Source organism: Vibrio marisflavi CECT 7928, from assembly GCF_921294215.1.
Classification (GTDB): Bacteria; Pseudomonadota; Gammaproteobacteria; order Enterobacterales; family Vibrionaceae; genus Vibrio; species Vibrio marisflavi.
Window position 1 is genome coordinate 454,874 of sequence record NZ_CAKLDM010000002.1, and the last position, 26,353, is coordinate 481,226.

The following is a 26,353-nucleotide window of genomic DNA, read 5'->3' on the forward strand; positions in this document are numbered from 1 at the left end:
AGAGACTTTCTTCCCGTAAAAACTAGACTCTAAAATAGACCTTTAAAAAATAGTACGATGTGATCCCATAGTCGACTAAAGAAGCCGCCTTGTTCAACATTATCAAGTGCTACCAGTGGATACTGAGCAACATCTTTACCATCGAGCTGATAGAAGAGTTTACCAACAACTTCGCCTTTCTTAATCGGTGCTTCGAGGGCTTTTTCAAGTACAAAACTAGCGGTTAGGTTTTTAGCTTGTCCTCTAGGTAGAGTGACATAAGTATTTTCGTTCACTCCCAGCGCGATCATGTCTTGGTTACCCATCCAAACTCTATCTTTGATAAAAGTTTCGCCAGCTTTGTGTGGCTCGACGGTTTCGAAGAAGCGGAAACCATAGGTAAGCAATTTTTTGCTTTCTGCTACGCGAGCATTTGTGCTTTTGGTTCCCATTACAACGGAAATTAGTCGCATGTCGCCTTGAGTAGCGGAAGTGACTAGGTTATACCCTGCGTTACTTGTGTGGCCAGTTTTTATACCGTCTACGTTTAGGCTGCTATCCCAAAGTAGGCTATTGCGGTTGTATTGGGTGATGCCGTTGTAAGTAAACTTTTTCTGTGCGTAGATTTTATATTCTTCAGGAACATCTCGAATGAGCGCTTGTGCCAGCACCGCCATGTCATACGGCGTGGTATAAAGATTTGGGTTGTCTAGGCCGTGAACATTGGTGAAATGTGAGTCTTTCATGCCAATTTTTTTCGCCCAAGAGTTCATCAAATCGACAAATGCACCCTGAGAGCCAGCAATGTATTCTGCCATTGCAACACATGCATCATTGCCTGAGTCAATAATGATGCCCTTGTTTAAATCCTCTACAGAAACTTGGGTGCCCACTTCAATGAACATCTTTGAAGAGTCAGGAAAGTTTTTTGCCCACGCATCTTTACTTATAGTGACTTTATCGTCTCTATGGATGTTGCCGTGTTTGATCTCTTGACCAATCACATAGCTAGTTAGCATTTTGGTTAAGCTTGCTGGGTGCATCTTGCTGTTCATGTTGTTTTCAGCAAGTATTTTTCCAGAGTTGTAGTCCATTAATACGTAGCCTTTTGCGGCGATGTCTGGAGCATCGGGAATCACCATGGGAGTCGCATAGGCTGAGAATATTGAGAAGGTCGCTGAAAGGGCAGCTACCGAAGAAAAAATTGATTTGAGAAATGTAGTTTTTTTCATGTCAGTACAATGTGTTTTCACATCCAAGTAATACAATTGCAAAAAGAAACTAGCCTAAGGCTAAGTACACTCTAACGAGTAACGGCCTGCTTCCTGATAAATGCGGTTGAGTAACCGAGCCGTTTAACTTCGTTTAGAGCTTTCTGAGTTGAGTTATAGTCTTCAAACGGACCTAAATATATTCTATATAGGCCCTTATTGCTATTGATATAGCTACCAACTGACAACTTATGAGCTAGGTTTTTCGCTAAGCTTTTCGAGCGACTTTCATCGCTTGAAGAGGCGACCTGGATGGCGTATTTCTGGAGAGCAGCCACTTTATGCTTTGCGGTCGGCTTTGGAACACTAATGTACTGAATTTCTACATTGGCTGTCCCTGTTTTGATTACGCCCAGTTTGCTCGCTGCTGCATAGCTGAGGTCAATGATCCTACCTTCATGGAAAGGGCCTCGGTCGTTAACGCGAACGATGGCTGTTTTTCCATTGTCTAGGTTAGTGACCTTAACGTAGCTCGGAATCGGCAAGGTTTTATGCGCGGCCGTCATGGAGTACATGTCGTACACCTCTCCATTTGAGGTGTAGTGACCGTGGAATTTTTTACCGTACCATGAGGCTTTACCTTTTTCGGTAAATCCTTTCGGATTTTTGATTATATGATAGCGGTGGCCACGCAATGTATAGTCTTTGTTCCCCCCTCGGCTAAAAGGTTCATATTGCGGTACAGCATTCTCGATATGAGAGGTGGAAATCGGCTTCTTAGGAGCGACATCATTGGAAATGCTATAGCGGCTAGATGATGAGCAACCAGCTAATGCAATCCCAGCGGCGATTACAGTAAGAGTTTTCAGCTTCATTAATTAGTTCGCCTTGGAGAATGCTTTTCGGTGAGTATGAATCGACATAATCATGCCAAATCCAGCCATGATAGTAACCATAGAGGTGCCGCCATAACTGATCAGTGGAAGTGGTACGCCAACAACAGGAAGTATGCCGCTTACCATCCCCATGTTCACAAATACGTAAACGAAAAAGCTTAATGTTAAGCTGCCGGCCATCATTCGACCAAATGCGGTTTGTGAATTACTGGCTAGGTATAAACCTCGGCCAATCACAAATAAATAGGCGGCAAGCAAAACTAAGCTACCAATTAGCCCCCACTCTTCAGCGATAACGGCGAAGATAAAGTCGGTATGTCTTTCTGGTACAAACTCGAGCTGAGACTGGGTGCCATGCAGCCAGCCCTTTCCTAACAATCCACCAGAGCCAATCGCAATTTTACTTTGAATGATGTGGTATCCAGCACCGAGAGGATCAGACTCTGGATTGAATAAGGTCATAACCCGAAGCTTCTGATAAGGCTTCATTAAGAAAAACCAAAGTATTGGTAGAAAACCGCCAAGTGCCACAGCCGCTGCCGCGATAATTCTCCAGCTGATACCCGCAAGGAAGATAACAAAAATACCTGAAGCAGCGATTAATATTGAAGTGCCAAGGTCGGGTTGTTTTGCAATTAGAATTGTCGGGATGAAAACCAACACCAACGACATAATAATGGTTTGAAAGCTAGGTGGTAGAGAGCGTTTACCGATAAAGCGAGCCACCATTAGCGGAACAGCAATTTTCAGCAACTCTGAAGGTTGAAAGCGCACAAAACCAATGTCTAGCCAGCGCTGCGCACCTTTTGACGATTCACCAAATAGCAGTACGCAGACCAATAAAACTGTACCGACAAAATACAATAATGGCGCGAGTGCTTCATAAGTCCTTGGGGGGATCTGCGCGACTAGTAACATAACGCCAAGTGACAAGCCCATACGCATAGCTTGTCTGTCCATCACCTGCATACTTTGTCCGCTTGCGCTATACATGACAATCAAGCCAAAACCCATGATGACTAGCAAGCCAAGTACCAGTTGCAGGTCAATATGAAAGCGTTCGAAAAACGCTCTGTTTTGACCTGTTGAAGGATCTAGATCCATTATTTTTCTACCTCGTTTTTATCGCCTAAAAGGGCGTAATCAAGAACTTTACGGACAAAGGAGCCCCCTTGGCTAGAACCACCACCGGCATTTTCTAAAACGACGGTGACGATAAAGCGGGGATCTTTATAAGGTGCAAATGCAGTGAACAAAGCGTGATCGCGTAAATGTTCTGCAAGTTCTTCTGCGTTGTAGTCTTCGTCTTCGCCCAAACCAAAGACCTGCGCTGTGCCAGATTTTCCTCCACTGACATATTTAGTATTTTTAAAGTAATGTCGAGCCGTGCCTGTTTTACCGTGGTTAACTAAATTCATTCCATGCAGTGCTATGTCCCAATACCGTTCAGGTACATTATTAATCGAGTTTGGTGAGCTTGGATATTTCTCTAAAACTTGTTTGTCAAAGCTCTCCCCACTGTCAATTGTGGCGCGAAGCAGGTGTGGTGAAATCACTTTACCGTGATTGACGAGCACCGAAGTCGCTTTTGCTATTTGAATGGGCGTTGCGGTCCAATAACCCTGTCCAATTCCGACAGGGATAGTATCACCCTCATACCAAGGGGTTTTGTGTCGTAGTTGTTTCCAATCTCTTGTGGGCATGTTTGCTTTACTTTCTTCGTGAATATCCACACCGGTATATTCACCAAAGCCAAACAGCTTCATCCAGCGAGAAATGTCGTCAATTCCCATGTCATAGGCGACTTGATAAAAGAACGTATCAACTGACTCTTCAATTGCCTTCGTAATATTGACAACACCGTGCCCCCAACGTTTCCAATCGCGATAGATTTTTTTGGTTTTTGAATTTGGAATACGCCAATAGCCAGGATCGTTACGGCTTGTCCTAGGGGTAATGATGCCTTCTTTCAATGCTGCGATTGCCATGAAAGGCTTAATCGTTGAGGCGGGAGGGTAAATCCCCAAAGTGGCCCTGTTTACTAGTGGGCGGTTTTTATTTTCGAGCAAGTCCCGGAAGTCCCGGCTAGAAATGCCGCGAACAAACGAGTTTGGATCGTAACTTGGGCTAGATACCATGGCTAAAATGCCGTCATCTTTAGGGTCGAGCACAACGGCACTGCCGCGCCTTCCTTTCAGAAGCTTATAAACGTACTCTTGCAGTTTGATATCTAGGTTTAGAACAATATCCTTACCTGGAATAGGTGGAACATACTTCAACCTGCGAATGACTCGACCACGACTGTTTACTTCAACCTCTTGATACCCTGCTGTGCCATGAAGTAAATCTTCGTAGTAGCGCTCGATACCGATTTTGCCGATAAATCGAGAAGCTTGATAATTGGATTCTTTCCCTTCATTTGCTAGGCGCTGAAGATCTCTGTCGTTGATTCGAGATACGTAACCTATGGTGTGCGTCATCATCTCGCCATACGGATAGTAGCGAGTCAGACTTGCATTGACGGTGACACCGGGAAAAGAGTGTTGTTTAACGGAGAACTTAGCCACTTGCTCTGGTGTAAGGTGAGTCAAAATCGGAATTGACTTAAAGCGGCGACTGCGTCTGAGCTCTTTTTTAAAATCTTCGACTTGATCGGGCGTAATGACCAAAATCTTGCGCAAGCCAGATATAGTGTCGTCCATGTTTTCGACTTCTTCAGGAGTGATTTCCAGATCGAAAACAGGCCGGTTCTCAGCTAGTATGACACCATTTCGGTCATAAATAAGTCCCCTTGTGGGGGCAATGGGGACGATTTGAATTCGGTTGTCGTTGGAGCGAGTTTGGTAGTCCTGATAGCCACTGATTTGTAGGTTGTAAAAGTTAACAACCAGTAGGCCAAGCAGAAACACGATTCCAATAAATGCAGCAATTGCGCGAAACTTAAATAGTCGTGCTTCTGCCTTATAATCCCTTATTTGACTGCGCTTGCGTAACATAAACTCTTATTCTCGATGATACGGGTGATTCGCGGTAATACTCCAAGCTCTATAAAGGCTCTCTGCCATTATCACTCTTACAAGAGGATGAGGAAGAGTCAAAGGTGAGAGTGACCAACTTTGATCTGCTGCAGCTTTACAAGCTGGTGCAAGTCCCTCTGGGCCACCAATTAAAATTGAAACGCTGCGAGCATCTAACTTCCATGCTTCTAGTTGTTCAGCTAATTGTTCTGTATCCCACCGTTTACCCGGAATATCGAGAGTAACAATTCGGTTTCCTTTTGGCACGGCGGCAAGCATCGCTTCGCCTTCTTTTTGCAATATTCTTGCAATATCAGCGTTTTTTCCTCGTTTTCCTGCAGGTATCTCAATAAGTTCCAATGGCATATCTGAGGGGAAACGGCGTCGATACTCTTGAAAGCCTTCTTCTACCCATTTTGGCATTTTAGTGCCGACAGCGATGAGCTGAATTTTCATATCAGCCCCACAGTTTTTCTAACTGATATAGCGCGCGTTGTTCGTCTTGCATTACGTGAAGCATGCTGCTGCCCATGTCGACAACGACCCATTCGCCTTCTGCTTCACCATCAATACCTATTGGCTCCATTCCAGCCTTCTTTACTTCAGAGGCGACATGTTCAGCGATTGAGTTAACGTGACGTTTAGAAGTGCCAGTACAAATTACCATGTAGTCCGTCACACTAGATTTACCTTGTACGTCAATCGTTGTGATGTTTTGTGCTTTCATATCGTCTGCTTTGTCAGCAAGAAATAGAGTAAGTTCGTTCTGTTGCAATGGATGGTCCTTACAATGATTCAATTCAGTTCTTTTGGCGGCGCATTATATCATGCTTTGGCTGGGGTGAACGGCAGGCAGTCATTTGTACTGCAGAGCTGCACAGAGAGTTGACTCAACCATGGCCATGCAGAAAATGTAAAATCTGTTTTAGAGTGTAGTTCAACGTAAGCCAACGTGCTGATAGCATTACGTAATCTTTGTTTTGTTAGTCGATTTAATGCCGCACTATACAGAGGCTTTTTAGATTGCCAAATTTTGTGTTGGCTGAACACTTGGTTGATATTGCTCTTCTTTAATTGGTCATGCATTTTAGAAAGTAGCATTAGCTCTTTCTGAATTGTTCGGAGTAGAACAACAGGTTCAGTGCCTTCAGATTGGAGTTGGTTGAGGATTTTCTGGCAGCGGTTCGCTTTGCCAGCTAATAAAGCATCGGTCCAATGGAAAGCCGTAAAGTGATTGTGACGGCTCAAAGACTCTTCCAAACGGACTAAATTAAGTTGGCCATCGGGATAATTAAGCGCCAATTTTTCTAAGCTTTGAACAAGAGCAGTTAGGTTTCCTTCGTGCCACTGAGCAAGCATTTGAGTCGCTTCCCTGTCAGGAGATAATCCCAGCTTTCTGCATCGAAATTGAACAAATTGAGATAAGCGCCCCGCATCTGGTGTGAGACAAGTTACCCAGCACCCGATTGAATGAAGGCTTTTAAACCACTTACTGTTCTCTTGGGCTTTCGTGAGTTTGCCACCAATTAATAACAGCAAAATATCGGGGCTGAGTGCTTGTTGTAACGATAGCAGTTCTTTGCTAATTGACGCATTGACACCTGAGTCAGGTAGGTCGAGTTCAATTATCTTTTTACTACCAAACAAGCTCAATGATAAGCAGCAGTCGTGGATCTCTTGCCAATTAGTGGAGTCATTGATGACATACTTAAAGTGTTCATCAAAACCTTGTTTTTTGGCTTGTTGAGTAATGGCCTGCTGAGACTCATTAATTAGTAGAGGCTCGCTGCCAAACACCAAAAAGACAGGCTCTAGTTGCTTAGATAAATGATCTTCGAGCCTGTCGGCATAGACTCTCATCTACTCACCTTGTGAGGAGGTTGTCTGAGAGGAAGCATCAGAGCTAGTAGACGTGCTAGGTGACATTGAATTCTGCTCGGCAGTGCTGTTCGTTTGATTATCTACTTCACTGTCGTCAGCAAGTGTCATTGAGCCTGCTCTGATGTTAGCTTTGAGTCGTGACATCTGGGTTAGAATTCGTTCCGCTGCGGTCTTTCTCATTTCATTTTCTAGCATATCCACTTCAACAGACTTAGCTAGCGCTGCCAATGAGTTTGCTAGGTATGTGCGCGTTACAGTTGTGGTAAACGTCTTAGAACCAAGTTCTGGAATAGTTACTTGATACGAAACTGTCATTTTCAGTTGCTGTTCAGCGGTTTGCGTGTTTTGGTATAGCGACAACGTTTGTGTTGCCGTACTCTCACTCATGATATACAGGTTTGGAATGTCTTCAGCAGGAGATACGAGGTCGACCTTGCTGAGGCGTAATTGGTTTTTAACATCGCGAGTCAATACACTGTACTGGTCATAACTAGTCACAGACATCTTGTTAAGCTCGGCAGGGACAGAGTAGTCACCACGAAGGTGAAAGCCACAAGCGGAGAGTAAAAGCGCAGAAAATAATACTATGGATAATTTGAAATAAGGCTTCAGGCGCATTAGCAATAGACTTCCTTTATGCTGAACATATTTATTTTATGACTCTTAAAGTGTATTTGACGGCAAAATCATAAAATAAATAAACAGGGTGGACTCTTTCCACCCTGTTGGACTCTTAAAAATTATATTCGTTCTATATTAGTTAGCAACGATATTCAGTAGTTTACCTGGTACGTAAATTACTTTACGCACAGTTTTACCTTCGGTGAACTTACAAACGTTTTCATCGCCAAGGCCAAGTGCTTCAACTTGTTCTTTTGTTGCGTCAGCAGCAACAGTCAGCTTAGCACGTAGCTTGCCGTTGACTTGAACAACGATTAGCTTTTCATCTTCAACCAATGCAGACTCATCGTGCTGTGGCCAAGTAGCGCTATCGACATTCTCTTCACCTAATGCATTCCACATTTCAAAGCAGATGTGTGGAGTAATTGGGTAAAGCATTGCAACGATTGCTTTCAGCGCTTCATCTAAGATTGCTCTGTCTTGCCCGCCTTCTTGTGGCGCTTTCGCTAGCTTGTTCATGAGTTCCATGATTGCTGCAATCGCTGTGTTGAAGGTTTGGCGGCGAGCAATATCGTCACTTACCTTAGCGATAGTCTTGTGAACATCACGGCGTAGTGACTTCTGCTGTGAGGAAAGTTTGCTAACTTCAACGCTGGTTGCTTCGCCTTTTTCGGTATGCTCTTTAACAAGTTTCCATACACGTTTTAGGAAGCGGTTCGCACCTTCAACGCCAGATTCTTGCCACTCAAGAGTCATGTCGGCTGGAGAAGCGAACATCATAAATAGACGAACGGTATCTGCGCCGTACTTGTCGACCATTTCTTGAGGATCGATACCGTTGTTTTTCGACTTAGACATTTTAATCATGCCTGAGTGTTCAACTTCACGACCTTGGTTGTCTGTTGCAGAGCTGATACGGCCTTTACCGTCACGTTCAACTTTAACATCAGTTGGTGCAACCCACTCTTTGGTGCCTTTTTCATTGGTGTGGAAGAAAGCATCCGCTAGTACCATACCTTGGCAAAGAAGCTGCTTAAATGGTTCGTCAGAAGTGACATAACCTGCATCGCGCAGCAGCTTGTGGAAGAAGCGAGAGTATAGTAGGTGCATACACGCGTGCTCGATACCACCGATGTACTGATCCACTGGCAACCAGTAGTTTGCTTTTTCTGGATCTAGGATATCGTCAGCTTGAGGTGAGCAGTAACGTGCGTAATACCATGATGACTCCATGAATGTATCAAAGGTATCTGTCTCGCGAAGTGCTGGCTCGCCGTTAAATGTGGTTTGCGCCCACTCTTTATCCGCTTTGATTGGGCTTGTTACGCCATCCATCACTACGTCTTCAGGCAGAATAACCGGAAGTTGCTCTGCTGGCACTGGGTGAACTTCACCATCTTCTGTTGTTACCATTGGGATTGGCGCACCCCAGTAACGTTGACGAGAAACACCCCAGTCGCGTAGACGGAAGTTAACGGTCTTTTTACCTTTACCAAGAGATTCTAGCTTTGCAGCAATAGCATCAAATGCCGCTTTAAACTCTAGGCCATCAAATTCACCAGAGTTAAACAACGTACCTTTTTCAGTATATGCAGCTTCAGAGATATCAAGCTCACTACCGTCTGCAGGGTTGATAACTGGAGAAATTTCTAAACCATATTTAGTCGCGAATTCATAATCACGTTGATCGTGAGCCGGAACGGCCATCACAGCGCCAGTTCCGTAATCCATCAATACGAAGTTTGCGACATAAATCGGCACTTCTTTACCTGTGAGTGGATGAATCGCTTTCAGGCCAGTATCCATGCCTTTCTTTTCCATCGTAGCAAGTTCGGCTTCAGCTACTTTGGTGTTTTTGCATTCTTCGATAAATGCAGCAAGCTCAGGATTGTTTTGCGCAGCAATTTCTGCAAGAGGGTGACCCGCTGCAATACCTGTGTATGTCACACCAAGTAGAGTGTCTGGACGAGTTGTGTAGACTTCTAGATCTTTTTGACCTGCAACTTCAAAACTTAACTCAACACCTTCAGAGCGACCAATCCAGTTGCGCTGCATGGTTTTAACCATTTCAGGCCAACCTTCTAGGTTGTCTAGGTCGTCTAGTAGCTCTTGTGCGTACTCAGTGATTTTGATGAACCATTGAGGAATCTCTTTTTGTTCAACAGGTGTGTCACAGCGCCAGCAACAGCCGTCTTCGACCTGCTCGTTTGCTAGAACTGTTTGGTCGTTAGGGCACCAGTTTACAGAAGAAGTTTTTTTGTAAACTAAGCCTTTTTCGTAAAGCTTGGTGAAAAACTCTTGCTCCCAGCGGTAGTATTCAGGAGTACAAGTTGCGAATTCACGGCTCCAATCGTAGCCAAAGCCAAGTAGCTTAAGCTGGTTTTTCATGTACTCGATGTTTTCGTAAGTCCATGGTGCTGGAGCAGTATTGTTTTTTACCGCTGCGTTTTCAGCAGGCAGACCAAAAGCATCCCAACCAATTGGCTGCATAACGTTTTTGCCCTGCAGACGTTGGAAGCGTGAGATAACATCACCGATGGTGTAATTGCGCACGTGTCCCATGTGGAGTCGGCCACTTGGGTAAGGGAACATAGATAGACAGTAGAATTTTTCTTTATTTGGGTCTTCACTTACAACAAAGGTTTTGTTGTCGTCCCAGTGCTGCTGAACTTTCTGTTCAATATCTTGCGGGTTATATTGGTCTTGCATCGATGATATCCGGTTATCTTGGAATTTGTGAGTTCTGTACAATCACAGACTCATTGATCGACATAGAATACCTAAAGCCGAGGTGCACAACAATAGCCAATCTATCTTGAAGGAGGTTACTGAATGCCAAAGCGCAAAGCAGGTTATGAACATATGTTCAAAGAAGTACTGGAAACACTCAAACACAGCCCAGAAGAAGTGGCTAGAGTGTTAGAAACTTCAGGGAAGGTTATGCATGCAGCCAACGATATGACCAAAGACGAGTTGGCTTTGATTTCAGCGTATATAAAGTCGGATTTGAAGGAGTTCGCTGATAACTATGAAGAAGGAAAAAGTGGTCCGTTTTATTTGATGATTCGAGACTCCATTTGGCAAGGGTTACTCGATATTACCGACAGAACCAAAGTGGAGTGGGTTGAGTTATTTTCTGATTTGGAACATCAGGGGCTTTACGAAGCGGGAGAGATGATTGGCTTAGGTGTGCTCGTTTGTGAACATTGTGGCCACAAAACCGAGTACTCTCATCCAACAACCATTATTCCATGTGTGAAATGCGGTAAGAAAGAGTTTAGTCGTCAGCTATTGAAGCCTTAACTTTTCTTTCTTACCACTATTTAGAGTTATTGGTGGCGGCGTTTACGTTGCCACCAAATAGAAAGCACTAAACACAGCGCTGCCCAGATATAAAGTGGGTATGAGCCAACGTACCAGTACGGAGTTTCACCTTTAGTCGACGCGACTTTCACTTTTAGTACACCCACTTCAAAACTCGGTAATTTAGCAATTATTTGTCCTTTATAGTTGGTTACCGCAGTTACACCGTTGTTTGTTGAACGAATTAGTGGCTTACCCAGCTCCAGTGCTCTCATTTGGGCTATCTGCATATGTTGTAGTGGCCCTATCGAATGCCCAAACCAAGCATCGTTCGACATAGTCAAAATAAAGTCCGTTTTACGTGTGACATTTTGCCTTACTTGATTACCAAATAATATTTCATAACAGAGTGCTGGTGCGAAATATCGCCCTTTCGCAACGATGTTAGGCTGAATGTAAGCTCCCGGGCTGAACGATGACATCGGTAAGTCAAAAAACGGTGCTAGTGGTCTGAGAAGGCTTTCAAACGGCACATATTCGCCAAATGGCAGTAAGTGATGTTTGTGATAACGTTTCGCTGGGTCGTAGTTGTACGGCCCATAAGGCGTTTTCCCAATAGCTAAAATACTATTGTAAAAGTTACCAGACTCGGTTCGATTGATAACACCAGTAATTAGCGCAGAATCATGCTTTCTCACGGCTTCATCTAAGCCCTTTAAGAAAGGTGTGACTTCATATTCGAGAGCGGGTATTGCCGCTTCGGACCAAATAACAATGTCCGATCCCCAAGACTTCTCAGTGAGGCTTGTGTACTTGTCGATGATAGGCCAACGGTTATCGGGTTGCCATTTACTTGCTTGGGCAATATCACCTTGAATCAAGGCAAAATTCGTTGTGGTAGAGGGGGCTGGCGTTACCCAGTTAACATTTTTAAGCCCATATCCAAGGCCTATCACAACAAATGGAATTAGTAGTAAATTCCACTGCTTTTTTAAGATTGCTAGTGACGTCGCCCCTGAGCAAATCAATATCGCTAGTGTGATCATTTCCACGCCACCGATTGGCGCGTAAGATGCAAGAGGTGAGTTTATTTGACTGTAGCCTAGCCATAGCCACGAGAAGCCTGTTAACACCCAACCGCGTAGCCAATCTGTCACCAGCCAAAGTGCAGGTACAGCAAGTAAAAAGCGCGAGAGAGTGATGGCAGGGAAGAATTTATTTAAACTCCATGCGAACAATCCGCTATAAATCGCTAAGTAGGCGATGAGAAGACCCATTAAAAACAGGTTGGCAGCCAATGGCATTCCACCAAAAGTCGCAATACTGACGTAAACCCAGCTCACTCCCGTAGTGAATTGCCCAAGGCCCCAGAAATAACCGATTGCTAGCGCCTGTTTTGAAGACTGCTTATGAAGTAGAAGAATAAGTAAAATTGGGCTGATGAAGGCGATGGGCCAAATATCATAGGGGGCAAATGCGAGTGTTGTAGACGCACCAACCAGTGCAGCCATGAGTGGCCGCACTAAGCGAAGAGCAAATTTTTTTATCATTGTATTTGGATCTGTTAGAGCCTGTTGGCTATTTGAGGTCAACAGACTCTTTGCGAGTTAATTAACTTTCTCTTCAGTTTCAGTAGGAAGAGATACTTCGTCCGGGATCGTGACCTGCAATTGCACAACTCTACGGTTATCTGCCGCCGTCACTTTAAAGTTGTAACTTTCTATTTCTACAACTTCTCCACGCGAAGGAAGATGTCCAAATGCTGTCATTACTAAGCCACCAACGGTATCCACTTCTTCATCGCTGAAATGAGTATTGAAGGTTTCGTTAAACTCTTCGATTGTGGTTAAGGCTTTGACTGCAAAAGTGTGCTTGCTCAGTTTTCGGATCTCGATCTCTTCTTCATCGTCAAACTCATCTTCAATTTCACCGACGATTTCTTCAAGAATATCTTCGATAGTGACAAGACCAGAAACTCCCCCGAACTCATCTACGACAATAGACATGTGATATCGTTCCTCTCGGAACTCTTTAAGTAGTCGATCGACTCTTTTGCTTTCGGGTACGACATCGGCTGGGCGAATCACTTGGGCGATATCAAACTCATTGCAATCGGAGCCTAAGTATTTGATAAGATCTTTTGCCAGCAATATGCCTTCGACGTGGTCTTTGTCTTCACTAATGACGGGGTAACGGGAGTGCTGTGCGTCGTTAATCAGATTTACGATGCTGTTGAGGTCGTCAGATTTATCGATAGTGACCATTTGAGAGCGAGGGATCATAATATCCCGTACGCGTTTCTCTGAAATGGCCATCACACCTTCGAGCATATCTCTTGTATCGTGATCGATGAGATCATTCTCTTCAGAATCCCGAATAACATCGACAAGCTCTTGTCTGTCTTTAGGGTCTACTTGAAACAATTGTCCGAGACGTTCAAAAAATGACTTTCTACTCGGACCTTCCGACTTTTCCTTTTTTCCCTCTGTAGTTGAGGGAGAATTATCTTCGTTCATTGTCTATCTATTATGTAACGCTATCAGACGTGTGATAGCACACATTGTGTAGCTCATCGACACTTCGACTTTCGTGGGCTACTCCTTTTCTGCAAGGTATGGGTCTTCGAACCCAAGTTGTTGCATAATTTTACTTTCGAGGGACTCCATTTCTTCGGCTTCAGCATCCTCGATATGATCATAACCTAGCAGATGTAGGCTTCCATGTACAACCATGTGAGCCCAATGAGCGATAAGAGGTTTATCATGTTGATTTGATTCGCTTTCAACCACCTGCTTACAGATGACTAAATCACCAAGCAAATCAATCTCAACTCCGGGCGGTGCTTCAAAAGGGAAAGACAGAACATTGGTCGGCTTGTCTTTACCACGATACTCAAGGTTAAGCTGATGGCTTTCTTGGGTGTCTACCACACGAATCGTCACTTCAGCATCTGGCTGAACAGCATCAACGGTATGAGAAAGCCATTGTTTGAATTGAGACTCACTAGGAAGATTTGAAGGCTCTTCAACTGCAATTTGCAGATCAAGTACAACACTCATATGCCTATTCTACCTTTGTTTTTGCAGTGGACGTAGCTTCTGAAGCTTGGGCTTCGAGTAGTTTTGCTTCGCGTTCTTCACGGCGACGTTTTTCATACTCTTTGCGCTCTTTTTGATCTTGAGCTTCCCATTTCTCGTAAGCGTTAACAATACGAGCGACAACAGGGTGGCGAACAACATCATCAGATTGGAAAAAGTTGAAGCTGATTTCATCTACATCATTTAGAACCTCTACGGCGTGTCGTAGACCCGATTTCGCTCCGCGAGGTAAATCTATCTGCGTTACGTCGCCAGTAATGACAGCTCTTGAGTTGAAACCAATTCGTGTCAAAAACATTTTCATTTGCTCGACAGTCGTGTTCTGACTTTCATCGAGAATAATAAATGCGTCGTTTAAAGTTCGGCCGCGCATATATGCAAGCGGTGCTACTTCAATAACGTTTCTTTCGATTAACTTCTCGACACGTTCAAAGCCAAGCATTTCGAATAGAGCGTCGTACAGTGGGCGCAAATAAGGATCGACCTTCTGGCTGAGATCGCCAGGCAAGAATCCTAGCTTTTCACCTGCTTCGACAGCAGGGCGAGTCAGCAAAATTCGGCGAATTTCTTGGCGCTCAAGAGCATCTACCGCGGCTGCAACGGCAAGGTACGTTTTGCCCGTACCAGCAGGGCCAATACCAAAGCTAATATCATGTGTCACCATGTTCACTAAGTACTGAGCTTGGTTTGGTGTACGTGGTTTAATGACGCCTTTTTTGGTCTTTACGAACACTTCTTTACCGTGTTCAATATTCGCTTCAGAATTCTGTTCAAGAACACCAGATTCTTTCACTGCTAAGTGAATTTGCTCAGGTTCGATATCAGGAATATTTCCACGAATAGGTGCGGTATCAACGTAAAGAGACTTAACGATATCGAGTGTTGCAGCAGCAGTATGAGGTTTACCAACGATAGTAAAGAAGTTACTTCTATGGTTGATCTCTACCCCTAATCGGCGTTCTAAGTGTTTGATATTGTCATCAAAAGGGCCGCAAAGACTGGCTAGTCTGCGGTTATCGGAAGGTTCTAGAGCGATCTCTAGAGTCACAATTTTATTGCTCAATGTTGCCTCACAGTTTGGTCATTATAGGTACCCGACAACGACCGGGCACCTAATGACAGTATAGTACGAGCTTACGGAGTAAAGGTAGCGACTCCTAGCTCATTTTCGCGTCGTGTTTTACCCATCATTTCTGACGGTGATGTTACTACGCGAAGATCCATTTCTTGTTCTGTTCTAACTAGTTCACCACGCAGAGAATTTGGGAATACATCGACGATGTTAACATCAACAAATTGACCAATGAGTTCTGCTGGTCCTTCAAAGTTTACTACGCGGTTATTTTCAGTACGACCGCGAAGCTCCATCAAGTTTTTCTTTGATGGCCCTTCAACTAGAATTCTCTGCTCAGTGCCTTGCATCAAGCGGGAATAACGCATCGCTTGTGTGTTGACGGTTTGCTGTAGTTCGTACAGACGTTCTTTCTTCACTTGCTCAGGCGTATCACACGGATAATCCGCGGCTGGAGTTCCTGGACGAGGAGAGAAGATGAAGCTGAAGCTCATATCAAAATCTACGTCTTTGATTAGCCTCATCGTATCTTGGAAATCTTGATCTGATTCGCCAGGGAAGCCAACAATGAAGTCAGAACTGATTTGAATATCAGGGCGAGCTTTGCGTAGCTTACGAATAATAGATTTGTATTCAATCGCCGTATGCGGACGTTTCATCATAGTCAGAACACGATCAGAGCCACTTTGAACTGGTAAATGCAAGAAGCTAACTAGCTCTGGAGTGTCTTCGTAGACAGCGATAATGTCGTCAGTAAACTCAAGCGGGTGGCTAGTAGTAAAGCGAATACGATCGATACCGTCGATAGATGCAACCAGTCTTAGCAGTTCTGCAAAAGAGCAAATCTCACCATCATGTGTTAGGCCGCGATACGCATTTACGTTTTGACCTAGTAGGTTGACTTCACGTACGCCCTGCTCAGCCAATTGTGCTACTTCGTACAACACGTCATCCATTGGGCGGCTAACTTCTTCACCACGAGTGTAGGGTACAACGCAGTATGTGCAGTACTTCGAACAGCCTTCCATAATTGAAACGAAAGCTGTTACGCCATCCGCCTTTGGTTCTGGTAGACAATCAAATTTTTCGATCTCTGGGAAAGAAATGTCCATCACAGGCGCTTCATCGCTTTGTGACTGTTTAATCATTTCTGGAAGGCGATGCAGCGTTTGAGGGCCAAAGATAACATCTACAAATGGCGCTCGTTCGCGGATGTGATCACCTTCTTGTGTAGCAACACAGCCACCCACACCGATTACAACACCTTCTTTTTTATCTTTCAGTGTTTTCCAACGACCAAGTTGGTGAAACACCTTTTCTTGCGCTTTTTCACGAATAGAACAGGTGTTCAGTAATAAAACGTCTGCTTCTTCTGGCTCTTCCGTTAGCTCATAGCCGTTTGCCGCATTGAGCAGATCAGCCATTTTTGATGAATCGTATTCGTTCATCTGGCATCCCCAGGTTTTAATTAGCAGTTTTTTACTCATCTCACTTACGCTCGTTCTATTTTGTCAATTGGCACACGCTTGTCTGCCATAGGTCATGCAATTAGGCGGCGTATTGTACTGCTTTCCATAGCCTCTGACTAGAGGGCGATTGATGTTTGTTGGTTAAAATTTACCCAACAATATCCCTCAATTTTCTAGGTCTTCGACTTACTTTTTGTCTCATAAGCCGTACAATATCGGCAACTCAGATATTAGGTAGTTAGATAGTGCAAGAGCTAGAGAAGTTTGATGTCGTCATTGTTGGTGGCGGTATGGTGGGAGCTGCGCTGGCAGTAGGCTTAGCCAAGCAGAACAAAACAGTTGCTGTTATAGAAGGCTTCCAACCACAGCCATTTAACGCTGAACAGGCGATGGACGTGCGTGTGTCAGCTATATCTGCAGCGTCTGTGTCGTTGCTAAAGCAACTAGGTGCATGGGAGTTTATAGGTAGTACTCGAGTTTGTCCTTATCGCCGACTAGAAACATGGGAGCATCCAGAGTGTAGGACGCGCTTTCATTCAGATGAACTGAATTTGTCCGAGTTAGGCTTCATTGTAGAAAACAGACTGATTCAGCTTGGTTTATGGCAACAGTTTGACCAGTATGAGCAACTAACGTGTTATTGCCCGGAGAAACTTAAAACTATCGCTCTTGAAGAAGGCTTAAATCGAGTTGAGCTGCAGTCTGGCAAAATTATTGAGGCTCAATGGATCGTGGGTGCTGATGGTGCTAATTCAATGGTGAGACAAATAGCGGGTATTGGTGTCACAGCTTGGGATTACCGTCAGCATTGCATGTTGGTTAATGTTGAGACCGAGCTCGAACAGCAAGACATCACATGGCAGCAATTTACACCTTCTGGCCCACGTTCGTTTTTGCCTTTGTGTGGCAATCAAGGCTCTCTTGTTTGGTACGACTCGCCAAAAAGAATTAGACAGTTAAGCACTATGAATGACGAACAGCTAAAAGAAGCCATTCTCGCGGAGTTTCCCAAAGAGCTGGGTGACATAAAAGTATTGCAACATGGCAGCTTTCCATTAACTCGACGTCACGCTCAGCAGTACTCAAAACAGAACTGTGTGTTAGTAGGAGATGCAGCTCATACCATCAACCCGTTGGCAGGGCAGGGTGTAAACCTTGGCTTTAAGGACGTTGAAGCTTTATTGAAGGTAACTAGTGACTCCGAGTCACTGAGTCCTGATATGCTAGCAGAGTATGAAAAGTTACGCCGAAAAGACAACTTGCTCATGCAGACCGGAATGGATGTATTTTACAAAGGTTTTAGCAACAACAATGTGGTCCTAAAGCCATTAAGGAACCTAGTGTTAAAAATTGCGGAAAACTCTGGGCCAATTAAACATAAAGTACTGAAATACGCTTTAGGTTTGTAGAAAGAAACTTGATAGCCACAGATAAACAAAAACGCTGCCATGGGCAGCGTTTTTGCAAAGAACTGTATTTACGTAGGTAACCGATTATTTAGTTACACGTAAAACTGGAGTTTCACCTACAGTTACAGCACCAGAAAGTTTGTTCAACTCTTTGATTTCATCCATGTTTGAGATAACAACAGGAGTTAGAGTCGATTTTGCTTTTTCTTGAAGAAGAGCTAGGTCGAATTCGATTACAGTGTCGCCTGCTTTTACAGTTTGACCTTCTTCAGCAATGCGCTTGAAACCTTCGCCTTTTAGCTCGACAGTGTCGATACCGAAGTGAACGAAAAGCTCAACACCGTCATCAGACTCGATAGAGAAAGCGTGGTTAGTTTCAAAGATTTTGCCGATAGTGCCGTTTACTGGAGCAACCATTTTGTCGCCACTTGGCTTGATAGCAATACCGTCACCAACGATCTTCTCTGCAAATACCACATCTGGCACATCTTCGATGTTTACGATATCACCAGAAAGAGGTGCGATAATTTCAATAGCACCAGCCTCGGCACTGTCGTCAGATACGAACTTCTTTAGTTTGTCAAACAGACCCATTGTGTCATGCTCCTAACGTTTGTTTATTCTGTCGAATTATAGTATACCAATGAAACAAAATAGACGACTACTTTTAGCCGCCTATTAAATCTTCAATTGATTAGAATCATTAGATTATTGAGTTTTCTCTGCGATAAATTTTTCTACACAAGCTTCAATTTCAGCTGCTGTTGGCAGTGAAAGGGCTTCTTTAGCCATTGCTTGTACTTCCGCAAAGTTAGAGTTACGAATTACTTTCTTAACTTTAGGGATAGAAATTCCGCTCATAGAGAACTCGTTTAGGCCCATACCTAGAAGTAGTAAAGTAGCACGCTCATCACCAGCCAACTCACCACACATACCTGTCCATTTGCCTTCTGCGTGAGAAGCATCGATTACTTGCTTAATCACAGTAAGTACTGCTGGTGATAGTGGGTTGTATAGGTGAGAAATCATTTCGTTACCACGGTCAACAGCAAGAGTATATTGCGTTAAGTCGTTAGTCCCGATAGAGAAGAAAGCTACTTCTTTCGCTAGGTGGTGAGCAATCGCTGCTGCAGCGGGAGTTTCAACCATAACACCGATTTCGATGTTTTCGTCGAATGCTAGGCCTTCTGCACGAAGCTCAACTTTGTATTCTTCAATTGCTTTTTTCAGCTCACGAATTTCTTCAACAGAGATGATCATAGGGAACATGATGCGAAGCTTACCGTGCGCAGATGCTCTTAGGATACCACGTAGTTGGTCACGTAGAATCTCTCTGCGATCTAAGCTAATACGAACTGCACGCCAGCCAAGGAATGGGTTCATCTCTTTTGGAAGATCCATGTATGGTAGATCTTTGTCGCCGCCGATATCCATAGTACGGATAATAACAGCTTCGCCGTGCATAGCTTCTGCAACGTCTTTGTATGCTTGGTATTGTTCTTCTTCAGTAGGAAGCGCATCACGGTCCATGAACAAGAATTCAGTACGATATAGACCAACACCTTCACCGCCGTTGCGTAGGATACCGTCACAGTCTTTTACTGTACCGATGTTACCGCAAACTTCTACACGGTGTCCGTCTAGAGTTTCAGCTGGTAGGTCTTTAAGTTTTGCTAGCTCTTCTTTTTCAGCAAGGAAAGTATCGCGAACTTTTTGTGCTTCTTCTAGCTCTGCTTCTGAAGGGTTTACAATCAATTTGTTGTTGATTGCATCTAGTACTAGCATGTCACCACTTTTAACTTGTTTAGTGATGTCGTTAGTACCAACGATTGCAGGAAGCTCTAAGGAGCGTGCCATGATAGATGTATGTGATGTACGACCACCGATATCACAAGCAAAACCTAGAACGTAATCAAGGTTGATTTGAGCTGTTTCAGAAGGCGTTAAATCGTAAGCAACTAGGATAACTTCTTCATTGATGTCGCTTAGAGAGACGATGTTAATGCCTAGCGCATTTTTTACAAATCGAGTACCGATATCACGGATATCTGTTGCGCGCTCTTTTAGGTATTCGTCATCTAGAGATTCAAGCGCAGATGCTTGCTCTTCGATAACAGTGTGAATCGCGTTGTCAGCGTACATCTTGTCATTTTTGATGAGTGCTAGGATTTCTTCCTCTAGCTCTTCATCTTCAAGCAACATGATGTGACCTTCGAAGATGGCTTCTTTTTCTTCGCCGAACGTTTCTAGCGCTTTCTGTTTTACAGTTTCTAATTGAGCGGAAGACTTGTTGCGAGCGTCGTAGAAACGTTGAACTTCAGTCTCTACTTGATCATCTGAAATAGTTTCAGTGTTTAGGATAATTTCATCTTCTTGAAGCAGTAAAGCTTTACCAAAAGCAATACCTGGAGATGCTAGGATACCAGAAATCATAGCGATACCTTAATTGGTCACATTATACGGAAGGGTTTAGACTCTGCTTACCGTTAGGTTTAGTCTAATATGGTGTGTATTTCCAACAAGGCCATTTTGTGGTTAACAAAATGGCCTTAGAACAGTCAGCTTTATTAGTGAAGCTCATCCATTAGAGCTACTAGGTGATTAACTGCTTGCTCAGCTTGTGGGCCTTCAGCAGAAATAGTCACTGTAGTGCCTTTTACCAAGCCTAGAGTTTGTAGCTTGAATAGGCTTTTCGCACTAGCGCTTTTACCATTAGAAGTCACAGTGATGTCTGCATCGAAAGATTTTGCTTCTTTAACAAACTGTGCAGCTGGACGAGTGTGAAGGCCATTTTCTGCAGTGATTTCTACTTGCTTCTCGTACATGTTTAATACCCCGATTGATTTTACTTTGTTAGTTTCTTAACCGCCGTCAGACTAACTGTTTATGGTCGCTTAAAGCAATACCATACACTAAGACCAACATTGGTTAATGACTTACAGCTGCGATTGATTGAATTATTTAATGCTCGCAACTGTTCAGATCTCTTTAATGCTTCTTTTTTATTTTGAAGCTAAAAATAATAGTGTGGTGATATTACCAAAGGTTCAGCAGGGATCAACAAAAAAGCCCCAATTAGGGGCTTTTTTACACGAAAAATTGATTTCACCACATATTATTGGGCAGTTTCTTTTTCGGTGAATGCGCCTGCAAATAGCGCTGAACTTAAGTAACGCTCACCAGAGCTTGGCAATACAGTGACAATGGTTTTGTCTTTAAATTCAGGTAGTTCTGAAATTTTGTTTGCTGCTACAATAGCCGCGCCTGACGAGATGCCCGCAAGGATGCCTTCTTCTTCCATCAGCCTTTTAGCCATTTCTATTGCTTCTTCTGAGCTAACAGTGACCACACGATCAACAAGTTCTAGATCTAAGTTTGCAGGAATAAAGCCCGCACCGATGCCTTGAATTTTGTGTGGAGCAGGTTGGATATCATCGCCAGCTAAAGCTTGCGTAATCACAGGAGACTCTGCAGGTTCCACTGCAACTGAAGTCATCGCTTTACCTTTTTCGCCTTTAATATAGCGACTCACACCAGTGATAGTTCCGCCAGTACCTACGCCAGCAACAAACACATCTACCTCACCGTCAGTGGCTTCCCAAATTTCAGGGCCAGTGGTTTTTTCATGAATTTGCGGGTTGGCTGGGTTGCTAAATTGTTGCAGTAGAAGATACTTGTTTGGATTAGTTGCCACGATTTCTTCTGCTTTTTCAATCGCACCTTTCATGCCTTTCGCTGCCTCGGTGAGCTCAAGGTTAGCGCCGAGAGCTTTAAGGAGCTTACGTCTTTCTAAGCTCATTGACTCAGGCATAGTAAGAGTGAGTTTATATCCACGAGCTGCAGCTACAAAAGCAAGAGCGATACCTGTATTGCCACTTGTTGGTTCAACCAGTTCGATACCTTCTTTTAGAATGCCTTGTTTCTCAGCTTCCCAAATCATATTGGCGCCAATTCGACATTTAACACTGAAGCTTGGGTTACGTGCTTCTACTTTTGCCAATACGTTGCCATTGCTTACGCGGTTTAAGCGAACCAATGGTGTATTACCAATCGTTAAGGAGTTATCTTCGTATATCTTACTCATGGCTACTTTCTCTTCCTCTGATAATTTTAAGCTACGGTTAACAGCATATGTTCTAGGTATGACTTGGAAAAAGACTAAAAAGTTATAAGCTATAGACAGTTTGTCTTCAAGGCTCAGCGGATGGTTAATGTGTTTCCATATTTATTGCACAACCACCCACTAAGTACTTCAATATTAGGGCGTTATTCTCCTTTAAATTCTGCAACCCACATAGCAGTTGCACCACAAATTGCGACAGGAACAACAAATAGGTTGAGAATAGGAATAGAAGTAAAGAAGGCAACTAAAAATCCGAAGCCATACGCCTTACCTTTCTTACGTTTAAGATCCATTTTCATTTGGTTAAATGAGATTTTGTGATTGTCATAAGGGTAATCACAGTATTGGACTGCCAGCATCCAAGAACTAAAGACAAACCAAAAAATTGGGCCTAGCGTCTGACCTAAAGCAGGGATCAGTAACAAAATAAACAGTCCGATTGCTTTGGGAAGGACGTAGAGCAACTTCTTCCACTCTCGCGCTAAGACTCTTGGTATATCTTTTACCACTGACATCAAGCCATCGTCATTCACGCGATGTCCAGTGAGCTTTTCTTCGACTTTTTCCGCCAATAAACCATTAAAGGGCGCTGCAATAAAATTAGCTAATGTGCTAAAGAAGTACGAGAAGGTGGCTAAGATGGTTATTGCAAGTATTGGCCATAGCAGGTAGCTAAGCCATGATAGGTAGCTAGGCATTTGGCCTAGTAAGTGATCAATCCATACACTTAGATGGGAGAACATATAATAAAGAGCGCCACCGACCAATAATATATTGGCTAATAGAGGCAATAAAACAAACTTTCTAATACCGGGTTGTCGTGCAATTTCGAGCCCATATAAAAAATACCCAAATCCGGTTCTTTTTTTTTGATATGTAGTCATGTGTACCTGTTATCTATAATAAAAAGGTCGAAGCTTAGATCGTGAACAAAAGTTAACCTGGAGAGACTAACTGACTCTATATTACCTAACCTTTTTAAGAAAAAAAGCGTGGCTAGTGTCACGGTATATTGACAAGTTCTAACAATATTCGGTTCTAAAACCCATATTAGTTTTGGTAAAGTAGGTTAACTGTGCTGAACGTTTAAGGTAAAAACCTCAAAACAAGCGCATATCTAAGTACATCCAATGGACAAATAGCTTGAGAGTAAATAATGCAGGAATTGCGACTTGTACTCATTATCGTTGGCGCGTTAGCAATAGGTGCGCTTCTTTTCCACGGTCTTTGGTCGAGCAAACGGGAAGGTAAATCTAAGTTTGGTAGTAAACCTCTAGGAAAGCTCGATATGAGCACTTCTCCAGATCAGCTCGATCTAGAAGAGGATATTGCACCAGCCACAACGGCGGAAGTCAGTCGTAAGAAACGTAAGGAACCAGACTTCAGCGCTGGTGATGTTATCTCTGATCCATTGTTTGATGACTTTTCCGCTACACAGGACAAACAGCAGCAAGCTCCAATCGAAAGTCAGCATCCAGATCCGTTACTTTCTACGAATGATTCAACTGAAGAGGTATCAGAGAAAGTCGCTGAAGAGCCTGAACTTGTAGAAGAGACAATCGTTGCGCAACCAGTAGACTTAGAAGTTGAGACGCAATTTTCTATGTCATCGGTCATCGAGCCTGAAGAAACGGTAGTGGTTGAGCCAGAGCCAGCTCCAACTGTGATAGAAGAAAGCCCTGAGCCACAAATGGAAGTATTAGTACTAAATGTACATTGTGCGGGCAACGAACCTTTTGTTGGCACCAAGCTATTTGATAGTATGCAGCAAAATGGATTGTTATATGGTGAGATGGACATTTTCCATCGCCATTCGGATTTGTCCGGAACTGGCAAAGTGTTATTTAGTGTGGCTAATATTATGCAGCCAGGTACGCTAAAACACGGTGACCCAGCGGAGTTTACGACGAAAGGAATTTCGTTTTTTATGACTTTGCCATGCTATGGAGAGCCTGACCAAAACTTTAAGTTGATGCTTAAGACTGCACAGCAGATTGCTGACGATTTAGGCGGCAATGTGTTGGATGATCAAAGGAATCTGATGACGCCAGATAGATTGGCCGCTTACAGAAAGCAAATTCAAGATTTTGCAGCAGAAAATATAGCCTAAACTCAACCAAATAACTTTTAGGGCTCCTGTTTGGAGCCTTTTTGTTGCGACTAGAGTCGAGCAAATCGAATATTAAGAGTGAATTATGTCTCAGACTACTCAAGAAACATTAGATCAACTAAAACAATCGCTACATTACCATTCTGTTCGTTACTACGTCGAAGATAGCCCTGAGATTCCAGATGCAGAATACGATCGCATGATGCGAGAGTTATTAGAGATAGAAGAACAACATCCAGAGCTAGTTACTCTTGATTCTCCAAGCCAGCGAGTAGGTGGAGCCCCGCTTGATGGCTTTGAACCTGTCACTCATGAAATACCTATGCTTTCACTCGACAACGCGTTTGACGATAGTGAATTGGAAAGCTTCCAAAAGAGAATGCGAGACAGGTTAGCTGGAGAAAAGGTTGATGTATTCTGCTGCGAGCCCAAGTTGGATGGTCTTGCAGTAAGCTTGCTTTATGAAAACGGTGTGCTGGTTCAGGCTGCAACTCGTGGCGATGGTGCTACGGGTGAAAATATCACTGAAAATGTGCGGACTATCAGCTCTATTCCGTTGAAGCTGCAGGGCGAAGGTTGGCCGAGCCGTATTGAAGTTCGTGGCGAAGTGTTTATGCCGAAAAAAGGGTTCGATAAGCTGAATGAAACAGCACTTAAAAAGGGCGAAAAGGTTTTTGTAAACCCTCGTAATGCCGCGGCAGGTAGTTTGAGGCAATTGGATTCAAAAATCACTGCGACGCGCCCACTTGCGTTTTATGCTTACAGCGTTGGTGTCGTAGAAGGCGCTCAGCTTGAAGCAAGTCACTATGAGCGCTTTTTGCAAATAAAAGGTTGGGGGTTACCAATTTGCCCTGAAACTCGCCGTGTTAGTTCACTTTCTGATGTGAAAGAGTTCTATCAAAACATACTGTCTCGCCGTGAACAGTTGGCTTATGAGATTGATGGTGTAGTAATCAAAGTCGATGATATCGCTTTGCAAGAGCGTCTAGGTTTTGTCGCGAGAGCACCGCGTTGGGCAATTGCGTATAAGTTTCCAGCTCAAGAAGAAATTACCGTTTTAAATGATGTCGAGTTTCAGGTTGGTAGAACAGGTGCCATAACGCCTGTTGCAAAGCTTGAACCTGTGTTTGTTGGTGGAGTAACGGTAAGTAATGCAACGTTGCACAATGCAGATGAAATAGCACGTCTTGGCGTGAAAATTGGTGACAACGTTATTATCCGGCGAGCAGGTGACGTCATCCCTCAGGTGGTTTCTGTGGTGTTAGAGCGCAGAAATGAGCAGGTTCGGGATATTGTGTTCCCTGAAACTTGCCCTGTGTGTGACTCTGAAGTAGAACGAGTTGAAGGTGAAGCAGTAACTCGTTGTACAGGAGGGCTAGTTTGCCAAGCGCAACGTAAGGAAGCTCTTAAGCATTTTGTTTCTCGTAAAGCATTAGATGTGGATGGGCTAGGTGTCAAAGTGATTGAGCAGTTGGTGGATAAAGAAATGGTTGAGTCTCCGGCTGATCTGTTCAAGCTTTCTGCCGGTGTAATTACTGTACTCGACCGTATGGGGCCCAAGTCAGCGCAAAATGTTGTGGATGCTCTTAATAAGTCTAAGCAAACAACGTTACCACGCTTTCTTTATTCCCTCGGTATTCGTGAGGTAGGAGAAGCTACGGCAGCAAACTTAGCTCAGCACTTCAAAACGTTGCCATCAATCGAGCAAGCAACATTAGAACAGCTGATTGAGGTTCAGGATGTAGGAGAGGTTGTGGCAAACCATATCCTGACGTTTTTTGCTCAAGAAAGTAATCAGAAAGTCGTTCTGGAGTTGATTGAGCAAGGCATTAGTTGGCCTGAGATTGAAGAGGTAAGTGACAATTCACCTCAGCCATTAGCGGGTATGACGGTTGTTTTAACGGGTTCTTTATCTCAGCTTTCTCGCACAGAAGCAAAAGAGGCTTTGCAGAATCTTGGTGCGAAAGTGACTGGCAGTGTATCTAAGAAGACAGATATTTTATTTGCAGGTGAAGCCGCAGGTTCTAAGCTGGCAAAAGCACAGGATTTAGGTATCGAAGTACGCAGTGAGCAAGACTTATTAGACCTAATGTAAGCGATAAGTTAGCTCCACTTCTCATAAAAAAGGCCCTTGTTAGGGCCTTTATAGTTTGATTCCGATGAA

At 43.7% G+C, this 26,353-nt stretch carries 23 protein-coding genes; 4 read left to right on the forward strand and 19 right to left on the reverse strand.

Features of this window, described 5'->3' with window-relative positions; genetic code table 11:
* Positions 1-29: 29 nt before the first annotated feature.
* The 9 genes from L7A31_RS08830 to leuS all read right to left on the reverse strand — a co-directional run bounded on the left by L7A31_RS08830 (position 30) and on the right by leuS (position 10,314).
* Positions 30-1,211 carry a serine hydrolase gene (locus L7A31_RS08830; protein WP_237361145.1) on the reverse strand — a complete coding sequence of 394 codons (1,182 nt, stop codon included), beginning with the start codon at positions 1,209-1,211 and terminating at the stop codon, positions 30-32.
* 71 nt (positions 1,212-1,282) lie between these two features.
* Positions 1,283-2,065 carry a septal ring lytic transglycosylase RlpA family protein gene (locus L7A31_RS08835; protein ID WP_237361146.1) on the reverse strand — a complete coding sequence of 261 codons (783 nt, stop codon included), beginning with the start codon at positions 2,063-2,065 and terminating at the stop codon, positions 1,283-1,285.
* A 3-nt stretch (positions 2,066-2,068) separates the two neighbouring features.
* Positions 2,069-3,190, reverse strand: a complete 1,122-nt coding sequence (gene rodA, locus L7A31_RS08840) for a rod shape-determining protein RodA (protein WP_237361147.1) — start codon at positions 3,188-3,190, stop codon at positions 2,069-2,071.
* Complete coding sequence (gene mrdA / locus L7A31_RS08845; RefSeq protein ID WP_237361148.1) at positions 3,190-5,082, reverse strand: penicillin-binding protein 2; 1,893 nt, start codon at positions 5,080-5,082, stop codon at positions 3,190-3,192. The genes rodA and mrdA overlap by 1 nt, the downstream gene beginning before the upstream one ends.
* Before the next feature lie 6 nt (positions 5,083-5,088).
* Positions 5,089-5,559, reverse strand: a complete 471-nt coding sequence (gene rlmH, locus L7A31_RS08850; protein ID WP_237361149.1) for a 23S rRNA (pseudouridine(1915)-N(3))-methyltransferase RlmH — start codon at positions 5,557-5,559, stop codon at positions 5,089-5,091.
* Between the two features lies 1 nt (position 5,560).
* Positions 5,561-5,878: a ribosome silencing factor gene (rsfS, locus tag L7A31_RS08855; protein ID WP_237361150.1), complete on the reverse strand. Its 318-nt coding sequence runs from the start codon at positions 5,876-5,878 to the stop codon at positions 5,561-5,563.
* Positions 5,879-5,928: 50 nt separating this feature from the next.
* Positions 5,929-6,963, reverse strand: a complete 1,035-nt coding sequence (gene holA, locus L7A31_RS08860) for a DNA polymerase III subunit delta (RefSeq protein ID WP_237361151.1) — start codon at positions 6,961-6,963, stop codon at positions 5,929-5,931.
* On the reverse strand, positions 6,964-7,602 hold the full coding sequence (locus tag L7A31_RS08865; RefSeq protein WP_237361152.1) for an LPS-assembly lipoprotein LptE: 639 nt from the start codon (positions 7,600-7,602) through the stop codon (positions 6,964-6,966).
* A gap of 138 nt (positions 7,603-7,740) precedes the next feature.
* Positions 7,741-10,314 (reverse strand): leucine--tRNA ligase, encoded by a 2,574-nt coding sequence (leuS, locus tag L7A31_RS08870; RefSeq protein WP_237361153.1) that lies wholly within the window; start codon positions 10,312-10,314, stop codon positions 7,741-7,743.
* Positions 10,315-10,437: 123 nt separating this feature from the next.
* Between leuS and L7A31_RS08875 the strand changes: the two genes are divergently transcribed.
* A complete protein-coding gene (locus tag L7A31_RS08875) occupies positions 10,438-10,908 on the forward strand; it encodes a zinc ribbon-containing protein (RefSeq protein WP_237361154.1) in 471 nt (156 codons plus the stop codon).
* Positions 10,909-10,934: 26 nt separating this feature from the next.
* Here L7A31_RS08875 and lnt read toward each other — a convergent pair whose 3' ends face one another.
* From lnt to miaB, 5 genes are all read right to left on the reverse strand, one after another.
* The gene (gene lnt / locus L7A31_RS08880) at positions 10,935-12,458 is read right to left on the reverse strand and encodes an apolipoprotein N-acyltransferase (protein ID WP_237361155.1); all 1,524 of its coding nucleotides are present in this window, start codon (positions 12,456-12,458) and stop codon (positions 10,935-10,937) included.
* A gap of 57 nt (positions 12,459-12,515) precedes the next feature.
* A complete protein-coding gene (gene corC, locus L7A31_RS08885; protein ID WP_237361156.1) occupies positions 12,516-13,424 on the reverse strand; it encodes a CNNM family magnesium/cobalt transport protein CorC in 909 nt (302 codons plus the stop codon).
* A gap of 78 nt (positions 13,425-13,502) precedes the next feature.
* The gene (gene ybeY, locus L7A31_RS08890) at positions 13,503-13,967 is read right to left on the reverse strand and encodes an rRNA maturation RNase YbeY (RefSeq protein WP_237361157.1); all 465 of its coding nucleotides are present in this window, start codon (positions 13,965-13,967) and stop codon (positions 13,503-13,505) included.
* A 4-nt stretch (positions 13,968-13,971) separates the two neighbouring features.
* Positions 13,972-15,069: a PhoH family protein gene (locus L7A31_RS08895; RefSeq protein ID WP_237361158.1), complete on the reverse strand. Its 1,098-nt coding sequence runs from the start codon at positions 15,067-15,069 to the stop codon at positions 13,972-13,974.
* A 71-nt stretch (positions 15,070-15,140) separates the two neighbouring features.
* Positions 15,141-16,565: a tRNA (N6-isopentenyl adenosine(37)-C2)-methylthiotransferase MiaB gene (miaB, locus tag L7A31_RS08900; RefSeq protein ID WP_237361159.1), complete on the reverse strand. Its 1,425-nt coding sequence runs from the start codon at positions 16,563-16,565 to the stop codon at positions 15,141-15,143.
* A 227-nt stretch (positions 16,566-16,792) separates the two neighbouring features.
* Here miaB and L7A31_RS08905 point away from each other — a divergent pair, with 227 nt between their 5' ends.
* Positions 16,793-17,956 carry a 2-octaprenyl-3-methyl-6-methoxy-1,4-benzoquinol hydroxylase gene (locus L7A31_RS08905; RefSeq protein WP_290368751.1) on the forward strand — a complete coding sequence of 388 codons (1,164 nt, stop codon included), beginning with the start codon at positions 16,793-16,795 and terminating at the stop codon, positions 17,954-17,956.
* Positions 17,957-18,040: 84 nt separating this feature from the next.
* Here the strand turns inward: L7A31_RS08905 and crr are convergent, their stop codons facing one another.
* The 5 genes from crr to cysZ all read right to left on the reverse strand — a co-directional run bounded on the left by crr (position 18,041) and on the right by cysZ (position 22,963).
* Positions 18,041-18,550, reverse strand: coding sequence for a PTS glucose transporter subunit IIA (gene crr / locus L7A31_RS08910; RefSeq protein ID WP_237361160.1), 510 nt, complete (start codon positions 18,548-18,550; stop codon positions 18,041-18,043).
* A 114-nt stretch (positions 18,551-18,664) separates the two neighbouring features.
* Positions 18,665-20,389 (reverse strand): phosphoenolpyruvate-protein phosphotransferase PtsI, encoded by a 1,725-nt coding sequence (gene ptsI, locus L7A31_RS08915; protein WP_237361161.1) that lies wholly within the window; start codon positions 20,387-20,389, stop codon positions 18,665-18,667.
* A gap of 134 nt (positions 20,390-20,523) precedes the next feature.
* On the reverse strand, positions 20,524-20,781 hold the full coding sequence (locus L7A31_RS08920; protein WP_237361162.1) for an HPr family phosphocarrier protein: 258 nt from the start codon (positions 20,779-20,781) through the stop codon (positions 20,524-20,526).
* A gap of 290 nt (positions 20,782-21,071) precedes the next feature.
* Entirely contained in the window at positions 21,072-22,040 is a 969-nt protein-coding gene (gene cysK, locus L7A31_RS08925; RefSeq protein WP_237361163.1) for a cysteine synthase A, read from the reverse strand.
* A 182-nt stretch (positions 22,041-22,222) separates the two neighbouring features.
* Positions 22,223-22,963: a sulfate transporter CysZ gene (cysZ, locus tag L7A31_RS08930; RefSeq protein WP_237361164.1), complete on the reverse strand. Its 741-nt coding sequence runs from the start codon at positions 22,961-22,963 to the stop codon at positions 22,223-22,225.
* Between the two features lie 272 nt (positions 22,964-23,235).
* Between cysZ and zipA the strand changes: the two genes are divergently transcribed.
* Both zipA and ligA read left to right on the forward strand, forming a co-directional pair.
* Complete coding sequence (zipA, locus tag L7A31_RS08935; protein WP_237361165.1) at positions 23,236-24,189, forward strand: cell division protein ZipA; 954 nt, start codon at positions 23,236-23,238, stop codon at positions 24,187-24,189.
* Between the two features lie 85 nt (positions 24,190-24,274).
* Complete coding sequence (ligA, locus tag L7A31_RS08940; RefSeq protein ID WP_237361166.1) at positions 24,275-26,284, forward strand: NAD-dependent DNA ligase LigA; 2,010 nt, start codon at positions 24,275-24,277, stop codon at positions 26,282-26,284.
* The last annotated feature ends 69 nt before the right edge of the window (positions 26,285-26,353 follow it).

Bases quoted from the DNA above. Each gene is read 5' to 3' on its own strand.
- ligA (WP_237361166.1), top strand. From the start codon at position 24,275: ATGTCTCAGACTACTCAAGAAACATTAGATCAACTAAAACAATCGCTA.
- cysZ (WP_237361164.1), bottom strand. From the start codon at position 22,963: ATGACTACATATCAAAAAAAAAGAACCGGATTTGGGTATTTTTTATAT.
- corC (WP_237361156.1), bottom strand. From the start codon at position 13,424: ATGAACGAAGATAATTCTCCCTCAACTACAGAGGGAAAAAAGGAAAAG.
- cysK (WP_237361163.1), bottom strand. From the start codon at position 22,040: ATGAGTAAGATATACGAAGATAACTCCTTAACGATTGGTAATACACCA.
- lnt (WP_237361155.1), bottom strand. From the start codon at position 12,458: ATGATAAAAAAATTTGCTCTTCGCTTAGTGCGGCCACTCATGGCTGCA.
- rlmH (WP_237361149.1), bottom strand. From the start codon at position 5,559: ATGAAAATTCAGCTCATCGCTGTCGGCACTAAAATGCCAAAATGGGTA.
- L7A31_RS08830 (WP_237361145.1), bottom strand. From the start codon at position 1,211: ATGAAAAAAACTACATTTCTCAAATCAATTTTTTCTTCGGTAGCTGCC.
- L7A31_RS08835 (WP_237361146.1), bottom strand. From the start codon at position 2,065: ATGAAGCTGAAAACTCTTACTGTAATCGCCGCTGGGATTGCATTAGCT.
- L7A31_RS08865 (WP_237361152.1), bottom strand. From the start codon at position 7,602: ATGCGCCTGAAGCCTTATTTCAAATTATCCATAGTATTATTTTCTGCG.
- ybeY (WP_237361157.1), bottom strand. From the start codon at position 13,967: ATGAGTGTTGTACTTGATCTGCAAATTGCAGTTGAAGAGCCTTCAAAT.
- L7A31_RS08920 (WP_237361162.1), bottom strand. From the start codon at position 20,781: ATGTACGAGAAGCAAGTAGAAATCACTGCAGAAAATGGCCTTCACACT.
- crr (WP_237361160.1), bottom strand. From the start codon at position 18,550: ATGGGTCTGTTTGACAAACTAAAGAAGTTCGTATCTGACGACAGTGCC.
- L7A31_RS08875 (WP_237361154.1), top strand. From the start codon at position 10,438: ATGCCAAAGCGCAAAGCAGGTTATGAACATATGTTCAAAGAAGTACTG.
- zipA (WP_237361165.1), top strand. From the start codon at position 23,236: ATGCAGGAATTGCGACTTGTACTCATTATCGTTGGCGCGTTAGCAATA.
- mrdA (WP_237361148.1), bottom strand. From the start codon at position 5,082: ATGTTACGCAAGCGCAGTCAAATAAGGGATTATAAGGCAGAAGCACGA.
- miaB (WP_237361159.1), bottom strand. From the start codon at position 16,565: ATGAGTAAAAAACTGCTAATTAAAACCTGGGGATGCCAGATGAACGAA.
- holA (WP_237361151.1), bottom strand. From the start codon at position 6,963: ATGAGAGTCTATGCCGACAGGCTCGAAGATCATTTATCTAAGCAACTA.
- leuS (WP_237361153.1), bottom strand. From the start codon at position 10,314: ATGCAAGACCAATATAACCCGCAAGATATTGAACAGAAAGTTCAGCAG.
- rodA (WP_237361147.1), bottom strand. From the start codon at position 3,190: ATGGATCTAGATCCTTCAACAGGTCAAAACAGAGCGTTTTTCGAACGC.
- ptsI (WP_237361161.1), bottom strand. From the start codon at position 20,389: ATGATTTCTGGTATCCTAGCATCTCCAGGTATTGCTTTTGGTAAAGCT.